Below are 18,165 nucleotides of genomic sequence, written 5' to 3' on the forward strand. Positions count from 1 at the left end.
GTTCGATCCGGAATCACCTTGGCCGGCCTGTTTCCGGACGAGCGTGATTCCGGAAGCACAGATGAAAAAAAGCCTGCGGTTTCGCAGGCTTTTTTACTTGGACCCGTCCGGGAACGGAAATCAGGCGTAGTTCTTCGCCACGAAATCCCAGTTCACCAGGTTCCAGAAGGCTTCGACGAACTTCGGGCGGGCGTTGCGGTAGTCGATGTAATAGGCATGCTCCCACACGTCGCAGGTGAGCAGCGGCTTGTCCGCGGTCGTCAGCGGCGTGCCGGCGTTGGAGGTGTTGACGATATCCACCGAGCCGTCGCTTTTCTTGACCAGCCAGGTCCAGCCAGAGCCGAAGTTGCTGACGGCGGACTTGTTGAATTCTTCCTTGAACTTGTCGAACGAGCCCCACTTGGCGTTGATCTTGTCCGCTACCGGGCCGGTGGGCGCGCCGCCGCCGTTCGGTTTCATGCAGTTCCAGAAGAAGGTGTGGTTCCAGACCTGGGCGGAGTTGTTGAAAACGCCGCCTGACGATTTCCGGATGATGTCTTCAAGCGGCATGTTTTCGTATTCGGTGCCCTTGATCAGGTTGTTCAGGTTGGTGACGTAAGCCTGGTGATGTTTGCCGTAGTGGTATTCCAGGGTTTCTGCCGACATGTGCGGCTGCAGTGCGTCCTTCGCGTAGGGCAGGGGTGGCAAAGTATGTTCCATGATGTGTCCTTTCTATTGTTGAGGGATGTTCTTTTTGAAAGACCTCAATTGTAAGTCGGATGCGGTTCGCCTGCATTAGGCGGAGCGCTTGACGGATCACAAAGAGTGCCCGGATGGCTTTTCGGCGAAGCATTGGCAAGCCCGCACCGGGCAGCGCATTACTCCAGCGTCGGCTGCACGCTGGCAATGCCGATTTCCGCAGTGCCATCCGCCAGCCGTAGCGTGACAGTTTGTTGCGGATGCAAGTCTTTCGGTGCGCGCACCAGCCTGCCTTTGGCATCGGTCACCATGGCGTATCCGCGCTCAAGCGTACGCTGCGGATTCAATAATTCCAGTTGCGCCGCAAGTGCGGACAGTGCTTGCCGTCGCCGCTCCAGATGATGCGTCATGTGCGATGCCATGCGGCGTCCGTTGTCTGCCAGCAGGACGCGGCGGGCTCGGGTATCGGGCAGTCTTGCCGCCAGCCTGGTTTGCAGATGGGTCAGCGCAAATCGTGCCTGGCTCAGGGGCGTGCGGGTTGCATGCGCCAGGCGTGTCTGCAATTCGCGCAGTTTCAAACGCTCATGCGCAATGTAGGTACTGGGGCTGACGAGGCGGCGGGAGAGCCAGTCGAGCGTCTGGCTCGTGTCCGCAAGGCGGCGCCGGATTGCCCGCGTGAGATCGTCGGCATGCGCTTCCAGCGCTGCCAGCCAATTGACGCGCGGCGTCGCTGCCATTTCCGCAGCGGCGGTCGGTGTCGGTGCGCGCAGGTCGGCTGCAAAATCGGCGATCGTGAAATCGGTTTCATGTCCGACACCGGAAATCACCGGGATTGCGCAGCCCGCAATGGCCCGGGCAACGACTTCCTCGTTGAATGACCACAAGTCTTCAATGCTGCCACCGCCGCGGCACACCAGCAGCACATCGCATTCGGCGCGCGCCGATGCCGTCGTGATCGCCTGCGCAATCTTCTGCGCGGAGCCCTCGCCCTGTACCGGTGCCGGATACAGGATGACCTGCACATGGGGCGCCCGCCGGCGCAGCGTGGTCAGCACGTCGCGCAAGGCCGCAGCCTGCGGACTGGTGACGATGCCTATGGTGCGGGCAAATACGGGTGGTGCGCGCTTGCTGGCCGGGTCGAACAAGCCTTCTGCATTCAGCTTTTCCTTCAGCTGCAGGAATGCCTCGTACAGGTTGCCGACGCCGGCGCGCCGGATCGCTTCCACATTGAGCTGGTAATCGCCGCGCGGCGCATACAGCGTCACCAGCGCACGCACCTCAACCTTGTCACCTTCGCGCGGCGTGAAGCCGGCATATTGCGCACGGCCGCGAAACATCACGGCGCGCACCTGTGCGGCATTGTCCTTCAGCGTGAAATACCAATGCCCGGACGCCGCCCGGGTGAAATTCGAAATTTCACCCGAGACCCAGGCCAGCGGAAAGCTGCGCTCCAGCATGTTCGCGACGGCCTGGTTGAGTGCCGAAACTGTCAGGACAGGCGGCCCCGCATCCTTCGCGTCTAACGTGGTCCTGTCATTCATGCAGCCTCCCGTATCAGAACCTCTCCACAGAGGCGGTGAATCTCGATGTGAGCCGTGCAGGCTAGAGCAGGCACAAGGAATTTTTTTAAGTGGTTGATTCTTAAAGGGCTGGTCATAGCGCCCAATTTCCAGTCAGAAAAACAAAATCTTTTGAAATCAAATACTTCTCGGTATGCAGGTTTGATTGCCCACAAGCTTATCCACAAAAATCGTGTAGAACTGATTTGTTGGATTCTTTCCGGAGAGGCTTGCTCCTGGCGGCTCAACACGTTACATTCTGCATCCAGTTGAATTGAACCTAGGAGCCTCTTTTGCTCGCCATTCTCCAAGCCGCCGGCTGGCCAATCTGGCCTCTTTTGATTGCCTCCGTCATCGCACTGGCATTGATCATCGAACGAGTATTGTACCTGCGGCGCAAGCGCATCTTGCCGCCGAATCTCCTCAACGAAGTCGTCCGCGTTTATCACAACGGCAAGGTCGCGCCGGATGTGATTGCCAATCTTGAACAGAATTCCCCGCTGGGCAAGGTGCTTGCTGCCGGCCTGCGCAACATGAACGCACCGCGCGAAGTGATGAAGGAATCGATCGAGGAAGCGGGCAGCGGAACGGCGCATGAACTGGAACGTTTTCTCACCACGCTCGGCACGATTGCCACTCTTGCCCCGCTCATGGGCCTGTTCGGCACGGTGGTCGGGATGATCGAGATTTTCGGCTCCCAGAACGCGGTGGGCGCCAATCCGGCCCAGCTTGCGCATGGCATTTCCGTCGCACTGTACAACACTGGCTTCGGTCTTGCGATTGCCATGCCCTCGCTGGTGTTTTACCGCCATTTCCGCGCACTAGTCGACGGCTTCCTTGTCGAGATGGAGCAGCAGGCGGTGAAGTTTGTCGATATCGTGCATGATGCACGCAAGTAATCTGGCGAAAGAGACGCAGCAATGAATTTCCGCAGGGGCAAAGGCCGAGACGATCCCGATATCAATCTGATCCCATTCATCGACGTCCTGCTGGTGATCCTGATCTTCCTGATGGTCACCACTACCTACAGCAAATTCACCGCGCTGCAGATCACGCTGCCTACCGCAGATGCAGAAAAGGCAGTGGAGCAGCCTTTCGAGATCAATGTCGCGGTCGACGCGCAGGGCCGTTATGCAGTCAACAATGCAAAAGTCGCCGCGCATAATGCCGCGACGCTGGCTGATGAAATGCGGCTGGCTGCCAATGGCCACTCGAAGACTGACCCGGTCGTCATCATCAATGCGGATGCCACTGCAGCACATCAGTCGGTGATCAATGTCCTTGAAGCCGCCCGGCTTGCCGGATTTGAAAAAGTCACCTTCGCCGCGCAGACGAGCGGCAAGAAATGATGCGTAGCGGCTGCAGGAAACCTGCGTCCGGCCAATGCCTGTCGCGGCCTGCAGTGAACTTTTAGCCGCCGCGCCAGACCACGAAAGCATTTCTTGTCTTCCCGACGTTCCGCCCTCGAGTCCTTCCTGATGCGTGCATGGATGCGGCGCGGGCTCGTGGCATGCCTGCTGTGGCCGCTGTCGCTGCTGTTCGGTGCACTTGGGGCGCTCCGACGCGGCTTGTATGCAGCGGGGGTGCTGCGGTCCACGCGCCTGCCGGTCCCGGTGCTCGTGGTCGGAAATATCTTCATCGGTGGCACCGGCAAAACACCTTTCACCATCTGGCTGGTTGAAGCGATGCGACGCGCGGGATACCGGCCTGGCGTGGTATCCCGCGGCTACGGCTCTTCAAATGAAGGATATCAGGCGATCGGCCCCGACTCTGCTGCGCGGGAAGTCGGCGACGAGCCTTTGCTGATAGCGCGGCGCGCGAATTGTCCTGTCGTGGTGGGGCGCGGCCGCGTCACTGCGGCTCGAGCCCTGATTGCGGCACATCCCGAAGTCGACCTGATTATCTCCGACGACGGCTTGCAGCATTACGCACTGCAGCGCGATGTTGAAATCGTTCTGTTCGATGCGCGCGGCAAGGGCAATGGCTGGCTGCTGCCTGCAGGACCGCTTCGCGAGCCGGCCTCACGGCGGCGGGATTTCACCGTTGTCAATGCGGAAGACCTGCCTGAAGGCATGCCGCAATACACGACACAGATGTTACTCAATGGAGAATTTGCCGAGGCATTGGCGGACCGGCGACGCGTCCCGCTCTCAAGCTTCGCTGCTCCCTCCCCCAATGCAGGCCAGCCAAGAATTGTTGCGGCCGCAGGCATCGGCAATCCTTCCCGCTATTTCACCATGTTGCGCAAGGCCGGACTGGAAATTGTGGAGATGCCCTTGCCGGACCATTACGACTTTCTCGACAATCCATTTGCCGGAATGCAAGCCGATATCATTCTGATCACAGAGAAGGATGCAGTAAAATGTAGCCAGAATGCTGCATTGAAAGACGATCCTCGCATCTGGGTCGTGCCTGTGGCCGCTTGCATTGCCGGTTCGCTGGCTGAACAAATTGTGGAGAAATTTCGTGGACGCCCAATTGCTTGATATTCTCGTATGCCCGATCTGCAAGGGCCCGCTGAAATACGATAAGACTGCGCAGGAATTGATCTGCAACCCGGACAAGCTTGCCTATCCAATCCGCGATGGCATCCCAATCATGTGGGCCGACCAGGCCCGCGACCTGAACGCTCCAGCCGAACCGGTACGCTCCGGCGACTGAGCCGGAAGGAAAAGAGGCTGTTCGAATGAGCGGCCCCAGCATTCGGGAAGATGCTTTTCCCGCACTGCACATCCGCTACTGACCATCAAATAATCTACCGATGTCCTTTACCGTCATCATTCCTGCACGCCTAGCTTCAACCCGCCTCCCCAACAAGCCGCTTGCCGATCTGGGCGGGAAACCGATGGTGGTGCGGGTCGCCGAACGAGCGGCCTTGTCCGGTGCGGCGCAAGTCATCGTGGCGACCGATCATCCGGATATTGTTGCTGCCTGTGAGCAGCATCAGGTCGCGGTGCGACTGACTCGCATTGACCATCCCTCCGGCACCGATCGCATTGCGGAAGTCGCGGCAGAAGTGGGCTTGCGTCCCGAGGCAGTGGTGGTCAACGTACAGGGCGACGAACCCTTGATTGATCCGGCCTTGATTCGGGCGACCGCTGCGCTGATCACTCCGGAAGTTCCGATGGCTACGGCGGCTCATCCCATCAGTGACATTGCGGAAACATTCAATCCGAATGTCGTGAAGGTGGTGCTCGACAGGGCTGGCCGCGCCCTGTACTTTTCCCGGGCTACGATTCCCTGGCATCGCGACGGTTTTGCCAAATCAAAAGAGTCGCTTCCACCCGGGTATCAGCCATTGCGCCATATCGGCTTGTATGCGTTCAGCAACAGCTTTCTGCAAACGTATCCGTCACTGGAGCCGGCGCCGTTGGAACAGGTCGAGGCGCTGGAGCAACTGCGCGTGTTGTGGCACGGTTTTTCGATCGCCGTCCATGTCACCGATAGCATTCCTGCCGCTGGTGTCGATACCCCGGAAGACCTGGCGCGGGTGCGGCGGCATTTCAGTACGTGAATTAGGGTAGATCAAAATCAAAGCGCCGAGGGAGCGAAATTCTGTGGTAAGTTTCGTTCAAAATAGGTGTGGCAAAAAATATATTTCGGCGTGAATTCAAATTCGCAATAGCCACGACAGAATTCAAAACTCGTTTAGGGAAATGTCATGCGTCTCATCCTTCTAGGAGCGCCTGGTGCCGGCAAGGGCACGCAAGCCAACTTTATCAAGGAAAAATACAAGATTCCCCAGATCTCCACTGGCGACATGCTGCGGGCAGCAGTCAAGGCAGGCACGCCGCTGGGTATCGAAGCCAAGAAGGTGATGGATGCGGGAGGATTGGTGTCGGATGACATTATCATCGGCCTGGTCAAGGACAGGCTGAAACAGCCGGACTGCCAGAATGGTTATCTGTTCGACGGTTTCCCTCGCACCATTCCGCAGGCAGATGCGATGAAGGAAGCGGGCGTTGCCATCGATCATGTACTGGAGATCGACGTGCCGGACACAGCGATCATCGAGCGCATGAGCGGACGCCGGGTCCATCCGGCATCCGGCCGCACCTATCATGTCAAGTACAACCCGCCCAAGGTTCCGGGCAAGGATGATGTAACCGGGGAGGATCTGATCCAGCGCGACGACGACAAGGAAGAAACGGTCAAGAAGCGCCTTGCGGTCTACCATGACCAGACTGAAGTGCTGGTCGACTATTACACCAAGTGGGCGCAGTCCGGAAAGCCGGGTGCGCCGAAATACCAGAAGATTCCCGGGGTGGGGCCAGTCGAGTCCATCCGCGACAAAGTGTTTGAAGCGCTGGAAAGAAAGTGATTGCAAAAGCGGACCTCGTGTCCGCTTTTTTGTTTCAGCCAATTTAAAAGCCGGGAAAAGTTACCAGCCAGCCAAACCGAAACCTGTAGCGCTTTAGAGAAAGTTTTTGCAGTACGCAGTACACGGAGGCCAAGGACCTGGATCTTGCGTGTATGTGAGCCGTTGATCACCAGTCTCCGCGATGTCGTCATTGTTTTAACTTTGTCGTGAACAACAAGGAGGAGTCGATATGGCAGCAGGTTTATGGTTTGCCTTGGGGTGCGGCGTACTTGCCGTCATTTACGGATTGGTATCCCGCAGCTGGATTCTGAAGCAGGATGCCGGCAACCCGCGCATGCAGGAAATTGCTGGCGCGATTCAGCAGGGTGCGGCGGCTTATCTGGCGCGGCAGTACCGCACCATCGGCATGGTCGGAGTCGTGCTGTTCGTCGTCATCGCGATCATTCCGGGTCTCGGCTTGCGTACCGCCATCGGCTTCCTGGTCGGAGCAGTGCTGTCCGGGGCCTGCGGATTTATCGGCATGAATGTGTCGGTCCGGGCCAACGTCCGTACCGCACAGGCGGCGGCCAAGGGCATGAACGATGCGCTCAATGTCGCATTCAAGGGTGGTGCGATCACCGGCATGCTGGTCGTCGGTCTCGGCCTGCTCGGTGTGAGCCTGTTTTTCTGGGGGCTGAGCGCAACCGGGCAGGGTGCAAATGCAGCTGCTCATGATGTGATCAAGCCACTGATCGGCCTGGGTTTCGGCGCTTCCCTGATTTCGATTTTCGCCCGCCTGGGCGGCGGCATTTTCACCAAAGGGGCCGACGTCGGCGCCGACCTGGTAGGCAAGGTGGAAGCGGGCATCCCCGAAGACGACCCGCGCAATCCGGCCGTGATTGCGGACAACGTGGGTGACAACGTCGGCGACTGCGCCGGCATGGCGGCTGACCTGTTTGAAACCTATGTGGTCACGCTGATCGCCACCATGCTGCTGGGCGCATTGATGATCAAGGGCGCCGAGGGGCAGGCAATCCTGTATCCGCTGCTGCTGGGCGGGGTATCGATCCTGGCCTCGATCATCGGTTGCTCAATGGTGAAGGCGAAGCCCGGGAAGAAGATCATGTCGGCCCTGTACACGGGATTGTGGTGGTCGGCGGGGCTGTCTCTGATCGGGTTTGCGATCGTGACGTGGCTGGTCATGCCGGCGGAAATGCGGATGCCGATGTTGGGCTCCGCCGTGGTTGGCATCGTCCTCACGGCCCTGATGGTTTACATCACCGAATACTATACCGGTACCGATTTCAAACCAGTGCGGCATATCGCTGAAGCTTCCACCACTGGCCACGGCACCAATATCATCGCTGGCCTTGGCGTATCGATGAAAGCGACCGCTTATCCGGTCCTCGCGGTATGTCTGGCGATTCTGACTGCCTACTGGCTGGCTGGCCTGTATGGCGTGGCCATCGCCGCCACGGCCATGCTGTCGATGGCCGGTATCATCGTCGCGCTCGATGCCTATGGTCCGGTCACCGACAATGCCGGCGGCATCGCCGAAATGTCGGGCATGCCGGACTCGGTGCGGGCGATCACCGATCCGCTCGACGCCGTGGGCAACACTACCAAGGCAGTGACCAAGGGTTATGCCATCGGCTCGGCCGGCCTCGCGGCACTGGTATTGTTCGCCGACTATACCCATGCGCTCGATTCAGTGGGCAGGAGCACAGCTTTCGACCTGTCCAATCCGATGGTGATCATCGGCCTGTTCATCGGTGGCCTGATCCCCTATCTGTTCGGCGCGATGGCGATGGAAGCGGTAGGGCGCGCGGCCGGTGCCGTCGTGATCGAGGTGCGCCGACAGTTCCGCGACATCAAGGGCATCATGGATGGAAGCGGCAAGCCGGAGTACGACAAGGCGGTCGACATGCTGACTGCCTCGGCGATCAAGGAAATGATCCTGCCGTCATTGCTGCCGGTGGTGGTGCCCGTCCTCGTGGGACTGATTCTCGGACCCGCGGCATTGGGTGGCTTGCTGATGGGTACTATCGTTACCGGCCTGTTTGTCGCCATTTCGATGACGACCGGGGGCGGGGCCTGGGACAACGCCAAAAAATATATCGAAGACGGCAATCACGGCGGCAAGGGCTCCGACGCGCATAAGGCCGCCGTAACGGGCGATACCGTCGGCGATCCGTACAAGGATACAGCCGGCCCCGCCGTCAATCCGCTCATCAAGATCATCAACATCGTGGCCTTGCTGATCGTGCCGCTCCTGCCGGCGACCGGCACGCAGACTAGCGGGCTGCATACGGCGCCGGCAGCGGCGACGGTTCCGGCTGCGCCGTCTATGGCATCGGAGACGCCGGCCAAGGCTCCCGCCAAGCCCTGATCGTAATTGCCACTCAGAAAAGGCAGCTTCGGCTGCCTTTTCCTTTGCGCGAAGAGATTCTCTACAATGCAAGCCGTGGCTTCACAAAAGATTCATTCAACGCCAATTTAAGGAAAGAGGAGAAGATGCAAATCGCAAATAATGTATTCATCATCACTGGCGGCGCTTCCGGCTTGGGTGCAGCAACGGCGCGCATGATCGCGGCTAATGGCGGCAAGGTGGTGCTGGCGGACGTGCAGGTGGAAGCGGGCGAAAAGCTGGCCGCTGAATTGAAAGGCCGCTTTGTGAAATGCGACGTTACATCCGAAGCGGACGGCAAGGCGGCAGTCGAGGCCGCGCTTGCCATGGGTCCCCTGCGCGGTCTGGTGAATTGCGCCGGCATTGCCCCGGCCATCAAGACAGTCGGCAAGGACGGGCCGCATCCACTCGATGTGTTCCAGAGGGTGGTCAACATCAACCTGGTTGGCACCTTCAACATGGCACGGCTCGCCGCCGACGCCATGGCGAAAAGCGAAGGCAATGAGTATGGCGAGCGCGGCGTGATCATCAATACCGCTTCGGTTGCTGCATACGACGGGCAGATCGGGCAAGCCGCGTATGCATCGTCGAAGGCGGCCGTGGTCGGGCTCACGCTGCCGATGGCGCGCGACCTGTCCAGGAATGGCATACGCGTGATGACGGTCGCCCCCGGAATTTTCGAGACGCCGATGCTGCTTGGCATGCCGCAGGAAGTGCAGGATGCGCTCGGCCGCATGGTGCCGTTCCCGCCGCGGCTCGGCAAACCGGAAGAATACGCACACCTGGCCAAGACCATCATCGAAAATGTGATGCTCAACGGCGAGTCAATCCGCCTTGACGGCGCCATCCGCATGCAGCCGAAGTGATGGCCATTGCGGCTTGGCGGCAGCCACCCCTAGACCCATAGTGCAGATGTCGGACCTCGAATCCGAGGCATCAGCCTTGGCGCTTTCGGGGCCGACCTATACAGGGCTGGTTTTGCACCGGTCCTGATTATTGGAGTAGACATGACCCGGATGAAAGTCGCATCCCTTGCATGCATTGCAGTCCTGTTTGCCGGTTGTGCCGGCGGTCCGAAACAGCCGGACAGGGCGTTGCCGGATACCGCCGGCATGCAGGCTCCGGAAGCTGCCACTGGCTATACCGAGAAGCAAGCTGTCGTCTCCAAGAAATTCATGGTCGCCGCCGCTCATCCACTTGCCGTGGATGCAGGCTACCAGGTCTTGAGGGCGGGCGGATCTGCAGTCGATGCCGCCATCACGACGCAAATGGTATTGACACTGGTCGAGCCTCAGTCATCGGGCATCGGTGGCGGCGCATTCCTGATGCATTTTGATGGGAGCACGGTCAAGGCTTTCGACGGACGCGAAACGGCGCCTGCCGCGGCTACGGAAAAACTGTTTCAGGGGCCGGACGGCAAGGCAATGAGTTTCTATGCCGGGGTCGTGGGTGGGCGCTCGGTGGGCACGCCCGGCGTTCTGAGAATGCTGGAACTGGCGCACAGGCAGTATGGGAGGCTGCCGTGGGCCTCGCTGTTTGCCCCGGCGATCAAGCTGTGCGAAGAAGGCTTTCCAGTCAGTCCGCGCCTGGCGGCTCTGCTCAAGTCCGAGCAGTATCTGAAGCGGGACCCTGTCGCGGCCGCCTATTTTTACGACAAGGATGGAAACCCCTGGCCGGCCGGACATGTCCTGAAAAATCCGGAACTGGCGAAAGTGCTGAAAGACATCGCACTCGGTGGCGCCGATGCCTTTTACAAGGGGCAGATTGCGCGTGACATTGAAGCCAAGGTGAAGAACCACCCGACCAACCCCGGAGGTTTGACGGCAGCCGACATGGCCGGTTACCAGGCAAAGGCACGCGAACCGGTCTGCACCGGCTACAAGTCTTGGACGGTGTGCGGCATGCCGCCACCATCTTCCGGCGGCATTGCGATCGCCCAGATGCTCGGCATACTGGAAGCCAGGAATATCCGGCCGTTTTCGCCCAGGGATGGCGCACTTGATCCCGAAGCAGTGCACCTGTTTTCCGAAGCAGGCCGGCTCGCATATGCCGATCGCGGCCGCTATGTGGCTGACACCGATTTCGTGCCGCTGCCCGGCGGCAGTATCCAGCCCTTGCTGGACAAGCGCTATCTTGCCGAACGTGCGGCGCTGATTGGTACGAGATCGATGGGAACTGCGCAGCCCGGCATGCCGCTCGGAACTCGCCTCGCATGGGGCACGGACAACTCTCCCGAGTTTCCGTCGACGTCGCATATTTCCGTCGTCGATGCCTGGGGCAATGGGTTGTCGATGACGACGACGATCGAGGATGCATTCGGCTCGCGCCAGATGGTGCGTGGCTTCCTGCTGAATAACCAGCTCACCGATTTTTCCTTCGATCCGAAGGATGCCAACGGTCCGATCGCGAACCGGGTGCAGCCCGGGAAGCGGCCGCGCAGTTCGATGGCGCCCACCCTCGTTTTTCAGCGTGGAACCCGGAATCTTGTAATGACTACCGGATCCCCCGGAGGCTCGGCGATCATCAATTATGTTGCGAAGGTGCTGATCGGTACGATGGACTGGGGAATGCAAGTGCAGCAGGCGATCAGCCTGCCGAACTTCGGCAGCCGCAATGGCCCGACTGAGCTGGAGCAGGGGCGTGCGCCTGATGCGCTGGTGCAAGCATTGCGGGAGCGCGGACACAATGTGCGCGTGATGGAACAGACTTCCGGGCTGCAGGGCATCATGCGCGTCAATATTCACGGCGAAGAGATGTGGCTGGGTGGAGCTGATCCCCGGCGGGAAGGTACGGTTCGGGGCGATTGATATTTCCTCGCCGGCCTCGCTTCCTCAGGCCGGCTGATTCCATGCGCCGGATTGTTCCTGCGCAGTTCCTTATGCGTGCGCCTATCCGGCGCTACTTCAAGTCCCTGGTTCAGTCCTGACACTTGGCCTGCTGTTTGACGCCGGCAGCCATATATGGGAAGGGGGTAAAACAATAACAGCAACAACCTAGACAAAAGCAGTTGTCTATAGACAACCTTGGGCAAAATCCAACAGGTCGGTTTGGGCGGAGAGTCACCACGGCAATACGGGTTGATTCAGGGCAGCCAACAAGTTACCCTACCGTATCCCAAGAAGCGGAATTATAAGTTTGTCAACAAATTGACTTGCAAGAAACGCCTGATGAATGCTAAGTTACTGAAAAAGTGGGCCTTTTTTTTGATGGCCTTTCTCTTCAGCCTGAATATCGTTGCTAGAGATACAGGCGGGCTGAAGACGATTCCGGCGAACCGCTTGCCTGTCGAGGCTCAGCAGACATTGGCATTGATCAAGCAGGGTGGCCCTTTCCCCTACCCTAAGGATGGCGTGACGTTCGGTAATTACGAAGGCATGTTGCCGAAGCAAAAGCGCGGGTACTATCATGAATACACCGTCCCAACGCCAGGCGCCCACAACCGCGGTGCGCGGCGCATCATCGCCGGGGGAAAGCCGCCCCAGGAATACTATTACACCGACGACCATTACGCGACTTTCAAGCGCATCGACGAGTAATTCCATGCGAATCGAGTCATTTCAGCGGGAACCCGCAGAACTCATTGCACGAACCGAGGAAGACATGAGCTTGTTAAAAACCGTGCCGGCCAACGTAGTGCAATCCATCCGTGCCTTTCGTGTCGCCGATCTGCAGGAGGAGGCGCGCCGCCTCGGACAGCACTTCCTCTATGCTTATTGCGCAAATGCTACGACCAAGCAGCAGGTTCTGACGACAATTGCAGAATCCTTCCATTTCCCCAGGCACTTTGGCAAGAACTTCGACGCTTTGCACGATTGCCTGACTGACTTGACGTATAAGTCGGGGGCGCAGCCGGGATTTCTGGTCGTCCTCGAACAATTGCCCAATACGCCGAAATTCGATCGGGAAGCGCGTGAAACCCTGCTCGATGTATTCAGGGACGCAGCGGATTTCTGGGCTGACAAGAAAGTCGCTTTCCGCGTTTTCTATTCTTTCCAATAAAAGCTCCCGCGTTGCTCCAGAAAGCCGGCCGACGAGCCGGCTTTTTCGTTAAGGAGCCCCTAACGGGTGCGGTACAATGCGCGCCATGAAAAACATCGTGATCCTGATTTCTGGCCGCGGCAGCAACATGGAAGCCATCGTGCACGCTGCGCAGTCAGAGCAATGGCCGGCGAAGATTGCTGCTGTCATAAGCAATCGAGCAGATGCGCCTGGTCTCAGGTTCGCTGCGAAGCAGGGAATCCCCACGAATGTTGTCACGCACCAGGATTACCCGACACGGGACACTTTTGATGCTGCCCTGCAGGCAACCATCGACCAGTACCAGCCCGATCTGGTGGCGCTTGCCGGCTTCATGCGCATTCTGACAAGTGCATTCGTCGAGCATTACTCCGGTCGAATGCTCAATATCCATCCATCGCTGTTGCCGAGCTTTCCGGGTCTGGCCACACATCGACAGGCGCTCGCGGCCGGGGTCAGGGTGCATGGAGCGACAGTGCATTTTGTCACTCCTACACTTGACCATGGTCCGATCGTGGAACAGGCAGCGGTGCCAGTGCTGTCGAACGATACGGAAGATACCTTGTCGCAGCGTGTGCTGGCACAGGAACACATTATTTATCCACGCGCCATCCGCTTGTTTGTCGAGGGGCGCTTGACCCTCGAGAATGGCATGGTCCGTGTTCTTGATCCGGCCTAATGGCCATCATCCTGAAAGACTTCAATGAGATTGCATCCCGCAGTCATTACGCATCTTGAGGACGTGTTGCGCGAAGTCCTGCGTTTCACCGGACCGGCCGATGCGATTTTGTCACGCTATTTTCGAGAGCATCCCAAGCTCGGCGCGCGCGAGCGCAATGCGGTAGCAGAAGGGCTCTATGCGGTGTTACGCAACAAGCTGGTCTATGCAAGCTTTGCCGAGTCCGGCCATGGTTCGGCAATACGCAGACTGGCTTTGCTCGGCCTGGCCGATGCCATTGGCGTCGATGCGCTCGGCAGCTTGTCAGAGGAAGAGACGGACTGGCTGGGACGCATAGCGCAAATCGACCGCAATGCATTGCCCGCAACGCAGCGTGCGAATCTGCCGCAATGGCTCTATGACAAGCTGGTCGCACGCGACGGCGAGGCGGCTACCTTGCAATTGGCGGAAGCGTTGAATAGTCCGGCGCCGCTCGATCTGCGAGTGAATGCTCTGAAAGCAAAGCGCGAAGAGGTTCTCGCCGAACTGACCAAGGCGCCGATTCAGTGTGAGCCTACGCCCTATGCACCACTCGGGATTCGAGTAAAGAAAAAGCCAGCCCTGCAAAACCTTCCCTTGTTCCAGAGCGGAGCGATCGAAGTGCAGGATGAAGGCAGCCAGCTGCTTGCGCAGATTGTCGGTGCCAGGCGCGGTGAAATGGTGGTCGACTTTTGCGCCGGCGCCGGCGGCAAGACACTGGCACTCGGCGCGGCGATGCGCAGCACCGGCCGTCTGTATGCATTCGATGTATCGGAAAAGCGCTTGAGCAAGCTGAAGCCGCGGCTTGCTCGCAGCGGCTTGTCGAATGTGCATCCGGCCGTAATCGCTCATGAAAATGATGCAAAGATCAAACGGCTGGCTGGGAAGATCGACCGGGTGCTGGTGGATGCTCCCTGTAGCGGGCTTGGAACGGTGCGTCGCAATCCGGATCTGAAGTGGCGCCAGACGCCGGAATCCATTGCGGAGCTGAAGACCAAGCAAACCAGTATTCTGGACAGCGCAGCCAGGTTGGTGAAGCCGGGAGGCAGGCTTGTGTATGCGACATGCAGCCTGCTCGACGAGGAAAATGAAGCGATCGTCGAGCAATTTATCGCTTCGCATCAGGACTTTGTGTTGTTGCCGATAGGAGCCATTCTGACGGAACAAAAAATCCCATTGGACATGCAGGACTATCTGAAGCTCCTGCCGCACATTCATCAAACCGATGGCTTTTTCGCGGCAGTGCTTGAGCGCAGAAAATGATTCCTGCCACGCGGATTGCTGCCCTCGCATTCGCATCCTTGCTCAGCGTGTGGCATCTGCATGCCGCTGCAGATGATGCGCCGGCCGTAGCAGGCGAATCCATTCAAGCTGCATTCGCGCCCTGGGACAATCTTGAAGATCTGATTGTGAAAGCCATCAATACGGCAAACAATCAGGTACTGGTGCAGGCATATTTGTTGACTAGCAAAAAAATTGCCGCAGCCCTCATCGATGCGCGCCGACGCGGAATTGACGTGCGCATTCTGGCAGATGCGGAACAGGAAGCCAAAGCGGCATCCTCAAGACTGCCCGAACTCGCTGCTGCCGGAATCCCCGTATGGCTGGAGACGAAATACCAGAATGCGCATAACAAGATCATCGTGATCGATGCAGATGACAAGGATGCGATCGTCATTACCGGCAGCTACAACTTCACCTGGTCCGCACAGAACAGGAATGCGGAAAATATACTGATTATCCGAAAACATCCCATTCTTGCAGCCCGTTATGCGGCGAACTGGGAACGCCACAGAAGGGACGCGAGCGCATATAAAAAATGAGAGAAAACGTTCTTGCCAGCCTTTTATCCGAGACTTGGATCGATTTGAACAATCCACAATTGTTGAGGCAGATCGGCGTATTACTTTTTTGCCTCACGCTCGGCCCCTTGCTCGCGCGGCTGTTGCGCGGGAGGTTTGCCGCAGACGATGCTCGCCTGAAGGTCATGCGTCTCGGAATGGAAAGCTTTGCCCGCGTGCTGTCGCCCTTGCTGGCACTGGCCATGATTGTGCTCGCGAAGGCAATATTGGGCGAATGGCAGAACGTAAGCCTGCTGCGCGTGGCAGTCCCTCTGGTCGGTTCATTTGCGCTGATACGCTTTACGTTCTACGTATTGCGCCGGATTGTTGCAAGGGATGGCGACCTTGGCGGCTTGTTGCCTGTACTTGAGACGGTTTTCGCTACCTTGGTATGGGTAGGCGTTGCTCTTTATATTACCGGTCTGTGGCCCGGGCTCATTGAATATCTGGAGCAGACAGTCGTTCCATTGGGCCGCAACAAGGTTTCCCTGTTGACCATCCTGCAGGCTGCGGCTTCCGTCATCGTGACGCTGGTTGTCGCGCTCTGGGCAGGGGCATTGCTGGAAGAGCGGCTGATGCGGATGGATTCCATCCATTCATCGGTACGCGTGGTGATGGCGCGCATGGGCAGGGCCTTGTTCATTGTTGCGGCAGTTCTGCTTAGCCTGTCGCTGGTGGGAATCGATATTACGGTGCTGTCCGTGTTCGGCGGTGCCCTTGGCGTCGGCATCGGCTTGGGCCTTCAGAAAATTGTGGGTAGCTATGTATCGGGTTTCGTGATCTTGCTTGAGCGCAGCCTGACTATCGGCGATATCGTCAAAGTAGGCGATTTTTTCGGTGAGGTTACTCGAATCAATACGCGGTACACCATCATCCGTGGGATGAGTGGCGTGGAAACGGTGATACCGAACGAAATGCTGGTGTCGGGGGCCGTACAAAATTATTCACTGACTGATCGCAACCTGAGACTTGCAACTCAGGTTTGTGTTGGCTATCAAACAGATATAGAAACGCTCCTGCCACTACTGGAACGGACGGTCGCTTCGGTTAAGCGGGTGGCAGCTCATCCTTCGCCAAGTGCGCAGTTGCAACAATTTGGCGCAGATGGGTTTGACTTGGAAATTGGCTTTTGGATTTCGGATCCGGAGAACGGACGGTCAAATGTATTGTCGGAGGTCAACCGTGCGATTTGGAAGTTGTTGCAGGCTCATAATATAGAAGTGCCTTATCCTCAACGCGAAATACGCTTGATCGAATTGCAAGAAAAGCATCAAAAAAGCGCTGTGGCGTGATGCATACAACCAATCGCCAATATAAACAGCGTACAATCTGCAGCGGAAATTCAGGCAGGTTGTCGCGTACGATATCTGTGCGTGCTGCATGATAGTAATTTAACTCTGGAGTGGTAATGATCGTAAATTCGGCATTTGACGCAGTTCTTGATTTCCTGGCCAATGGCCTTTCCGGCGCGTCTGCCTGGCAAATCGTGGTGTACACCCTGGTAGTGACCCATATCACTATCGCGGGCGTCACGATTTTCCTTCATCGCTGCCAAGCGCACCGTGCACTTGACCTGCATGCCATCCCCAGCCATTTCTTCCGCTTCTGGCTGTGGCTGACCACCGGCATGGTGACGAAGGAATGGGCTGCGATCCATCGCAAGCACCATGCGAAATGTGAAACCGAGGAAGATCCGCACAGCCCCGTCACGCGAGGCATCAAGAAGGTATTGCTCGAAGGTGCCGAACTGTATCGCGCTGAATCGAAGAACAGTGAAACGATGCAGAAATACGGCCATGGCACGCCGGATGACTGGATCGAGCATAACCTGTACAGCAAATACAGCTGGCAGGGTGTCGCCCTGATGCTGATCATTAACGTGCTGCTGTTTGGCGTCATCGGTCTGTCGGTTTGGGCAATCCAGATGCTGTGGATCCCGATCCATGCAGCAGGCGTCATAAATGGTATTGGACATTTCTGGGGTTATCGTAATTATGATTGCGCCGATGCTTCGACGAACATTTTCCCGATCGGTATCTGGATCGGGGGCGAAGAGCTGCATAACAACCACCATACCTTCGGTACCTCCGCCAAGTTTTCGACCAAGTGGTATGAGTTCGATATCGGCTGGGTCTATATTCGTGCGCTCGAAATGTGCGGCCTGGCAAAGGTGAAGAAAGTCGCACCGGCGCCAAAATTCGATCGTGAAAAGATGGCGCCCGATTTCGAGACGCTGCAATCCGTTATCGCCAATCGTTATGACGTGATGGCGAAATACGCCAAATCCCTGAAGCGTGCATGGCGCGAAGAGTTCGATCATCTGCTTAGCAAATCCAAGCTTGAGGTCAAGACCTTGAGGTCGTCAAAGAAGCTGTTGCAGCGCGAACCTGCCAAGCTGGAAGGCGCCCAAAAGCAGCAGTTGAGTGAGGTGTTGGCACACAGCAAGGTTTTGGCGACGATGCACGAGATGCGTGCAGAACTTGCAGCCATTTGGGAGCGTTCCACTTTCAGCAAGGAGCAATTGCTGCAGCAGTTGCAGGATTGGTGCGCACGTGCCGAATCCTCGGGCATCAAGGCACTGCAGGACTTTTCCTTGCGCTTGCGCAGCTATGCGTAATCGGAGTGCGTAAGACTTGTTCGCGCAAGTCTGCAATTAAGGTGAAAAA

General features: G+C 57.8%; 17 protein-coding genes and 1 pseudogene. 16 read left to right on the forward strand and 2 right to left on the reverse strand.

All coding sequences use genetic code 11. From position 1 onward, the window contains the following. Positions 1-120: 120 nt before the first annotated feature. Both HGHM_RS04615 and xseA read right to left on the reverse strand, forming a co-directional pair. On the reverse strand, positions 121-699 hold the full coding sequence (locus tag HGHM_RS04615) for a superoxide dismutase (RefSeq protein WP_019140340.1): 579 nt from the start codon (positions 697-699) through the stop codon (positions 121-123). Between the two features lie 158 nt (positions 700-857). Further along, positions 858-2,219 (reverse strand): exodeoxyribonuclease VII large subunit, encoded by a 1,362-nt coding sequence (xseA, locus tag HGHM_RS04620; RefSeq protein ID WP_019140341.1) that lies wholly within the window; start codon positions 2,217-2,219, stop codon positions 858-860. A 311-nt stretch (positions 2,220-2,530) separates the two neighbouring features. Between xseA and HGHM_RS04625 the strand changes: the two genes are divergently transcribed. From HGHM_RS04625 to HGHM_RS04700, 16 genes and pseudogenes are all read left to right on the forward strand, one after another. Next, positions 2,531-3,136, forward strand: a complete 606-nt coding sequence (locus HGHM_RS04625) for a MotA/TolQ/ExbB proton channel family protein (protein WP_019140342.1) — start codon at positions 2,531-2,533, stop codon at positions 3,134-3,136. Positions 3,137-3,157: 21 nt separating this feature from the next. Then, positions 3,158-3,586 (forward strand): ExbD/TolR family protein, encoded by a 429-nt coding sequence (locus HGHM_RS04630; protein ID WP_019140343.1) that lies wholly within the window; start codon positions 3,158-3,160, stop codon positions 3,584-3,586. Between the two features lie 141 nt (positions 3,587-3,727). Further along, the gene (gene lpxK / locus HGHM_RS04635; protein WP_019140344.1) at positions 3,728-4,723 is read left to right on the forward strand and encodes a tetraacyldisaccharide 4'-kinase; all 996 of its coding nucleotides are present in this window, start codon (positions 3,728-3,730) and stop codon (positions 4,721-4,723) included. Further along, a complete protein-coding gene (locus tag HGHM_RS04640; protein ID WP_026075702.1) occupies positions 4,704-4,898 on the forward strand; it encodes a Trm112 family protein in 195 nt (64 codons plus the stop codon). Before lpxK ends, HGHM_RS04640 begins: the two co-directional genes overlap by 20 nt. Before the next feature lie 100 nt (positions 4,899-4,998). Continuing rightward, positions 4,999-5,751: a 3-deoxy-manno-octulosonate cytidylyltransferase gene (gene kdsB, locus HGHM_RS04645; protein ID WP_019140346.1), complete on the forward strand. Its 753-nt coding sequence runs from the start codon at positions 4,999-5,001 to the stop codon at positions 5,749-5,751. 147 nt (positions 5,752-5,898) lie between these two features. Next, positions 5,899-6,558: an adenylate kinase gene (gene adk, locus HGHM_RS04650; protein WP_019140347.1), complete on the forward strand. Its 660-nt coding sequence runs from the start codon at positions 5,899-5,901 to the stop codon at positions 6,556-6,558. Between the two features lie 229 nt (positions 6,559-6,787). Then, entirely contained in the window at positions 6,788-8,926 is a 2,139-nt protein-coding gene (locus HGHM_RS20655; protein ID WP_019140348.1) for a sodium-translocating pyrophosphatase, read from the forward strand. 125 nt (positions 8,927-9,051) lie between these two features. Next, the gene (locus HGHM_RS04660) at positions 9,052-9,810 is read left to right on the forward strand and encodes a 3-hydroxyacyl-CoA dehydrogenase (protein WP_019140349.1); all 759 of its coding nucleotides are present in this window, start codon (positions 9,052-9,054) and stop codon (positions 9,808-9,810) included. 141 nt (positions 9,811-9,951) lie between these two features. Then, positions 9,952-11,751: a gamma-glutamyltransferase gene (ggt, locus tag HGHM_RS04665; RefSeq protein WP_019140350.1), complete on the forward strand. Its 1,800-nt coding sequence runs from the start codon at positions 9,952-9,954 to the stop codon at positions 11,749-11,751. 360 nt (positions 11,752-12,111) lie between these two features. Then, positions 12,112-12,480: a ribonuclease domain-containing protein gene (locus HGHM_RS04670; RefSeq protein WP_026075703.1), complete on the forward strand. Its 369-nt coding sequence runs from the start codon at positions 12,112-12,114 to the stop codon at positions 12,478-12,480. 55 nt (positions 12,481-12,535) lie between these two features. Continuing rightward, positions 12,536-12,943 (forward strand): annotated as a pseudogene (locus HGHM_RS04675) (barstar family protein); the annotation flags it as partial. Positions 12,944-13,019: 76 nt separating this feature from the next. Then, positions 13,020-13,640, forward strand: coding sequence for a phosphoribosylglycinamide formyltransferase (gene purN, locus HGHM_RS04680; RefSeq protein WP_019140353.1), 621 nt, complete (start codon positions 13,020-13,022; stop codon positions 13,638-13,640). 24 nt (positions 13,641-13,664) lie between these two features. Beyond that, positions 13,665-14,921: an RsmB/NOP family class I SAM-dependent RNA methyltransferase gene (locus tag HGHM_RS04685; protein ID WP_019140354.1), complete on the forward strand. Its 1,257-nt coding sequence runs from the start codon at positions 13,665-13,667 to the stop codon at positions 14,919-14,921. Further along, on the forward strand, positions 14,918-15,481 hold the full coding sequence (locus HGHM_RS04690) for a phospholipase D family nuclease (protein WP_019140355.1): 564 nt from the start codon (positions 14,918-14,920) through the stop codon (positions 15,479-15,481). Before HGHM_RS04685 ends, HGHM_RS04690 begins: the two co-directional genes overlap by 4 nt. Beyond that, entirely contained in the window at positions 15,478-16,791 is a 1,314-nt protein-coding gene (locus HGHM_RS20660) for a mechanosensitive ion channel family protein (protein WP_051155280.1), read from the forward strand. The genes HGHM_RS04690 and HGHM_RS20660 overlap by 4 nt, the downstream gene beginning before the upstream one ends. A gap of 116 nt (positions 16,792-16,907) precedes the next feature. Next, positions 16,908-18,116, forward strand: a complete 1,209-nt coding sequence (locus HGHM_RS04700; protein ID WP_019140357.1) for a DesA family fatty acid desaturase — start codon at positions 16,908-16,910, stop codon at positions 18,114-18,116. The last annotated feature ends 49 nt before the right edge of the window (positions 18,117-18,165 follow it).

This window comes from Noviherbaspirillum massiliense JC206 (assembly GCF_000312045.1).
Classification (GTDB): domain Bacteria; phylum Pseudomonadota; class Gammaproteobacteria; order Burkholderiales; family Burkholderiaceae_D; genus Noviherbaspirillum; species Noviherbaspirillum massiliense.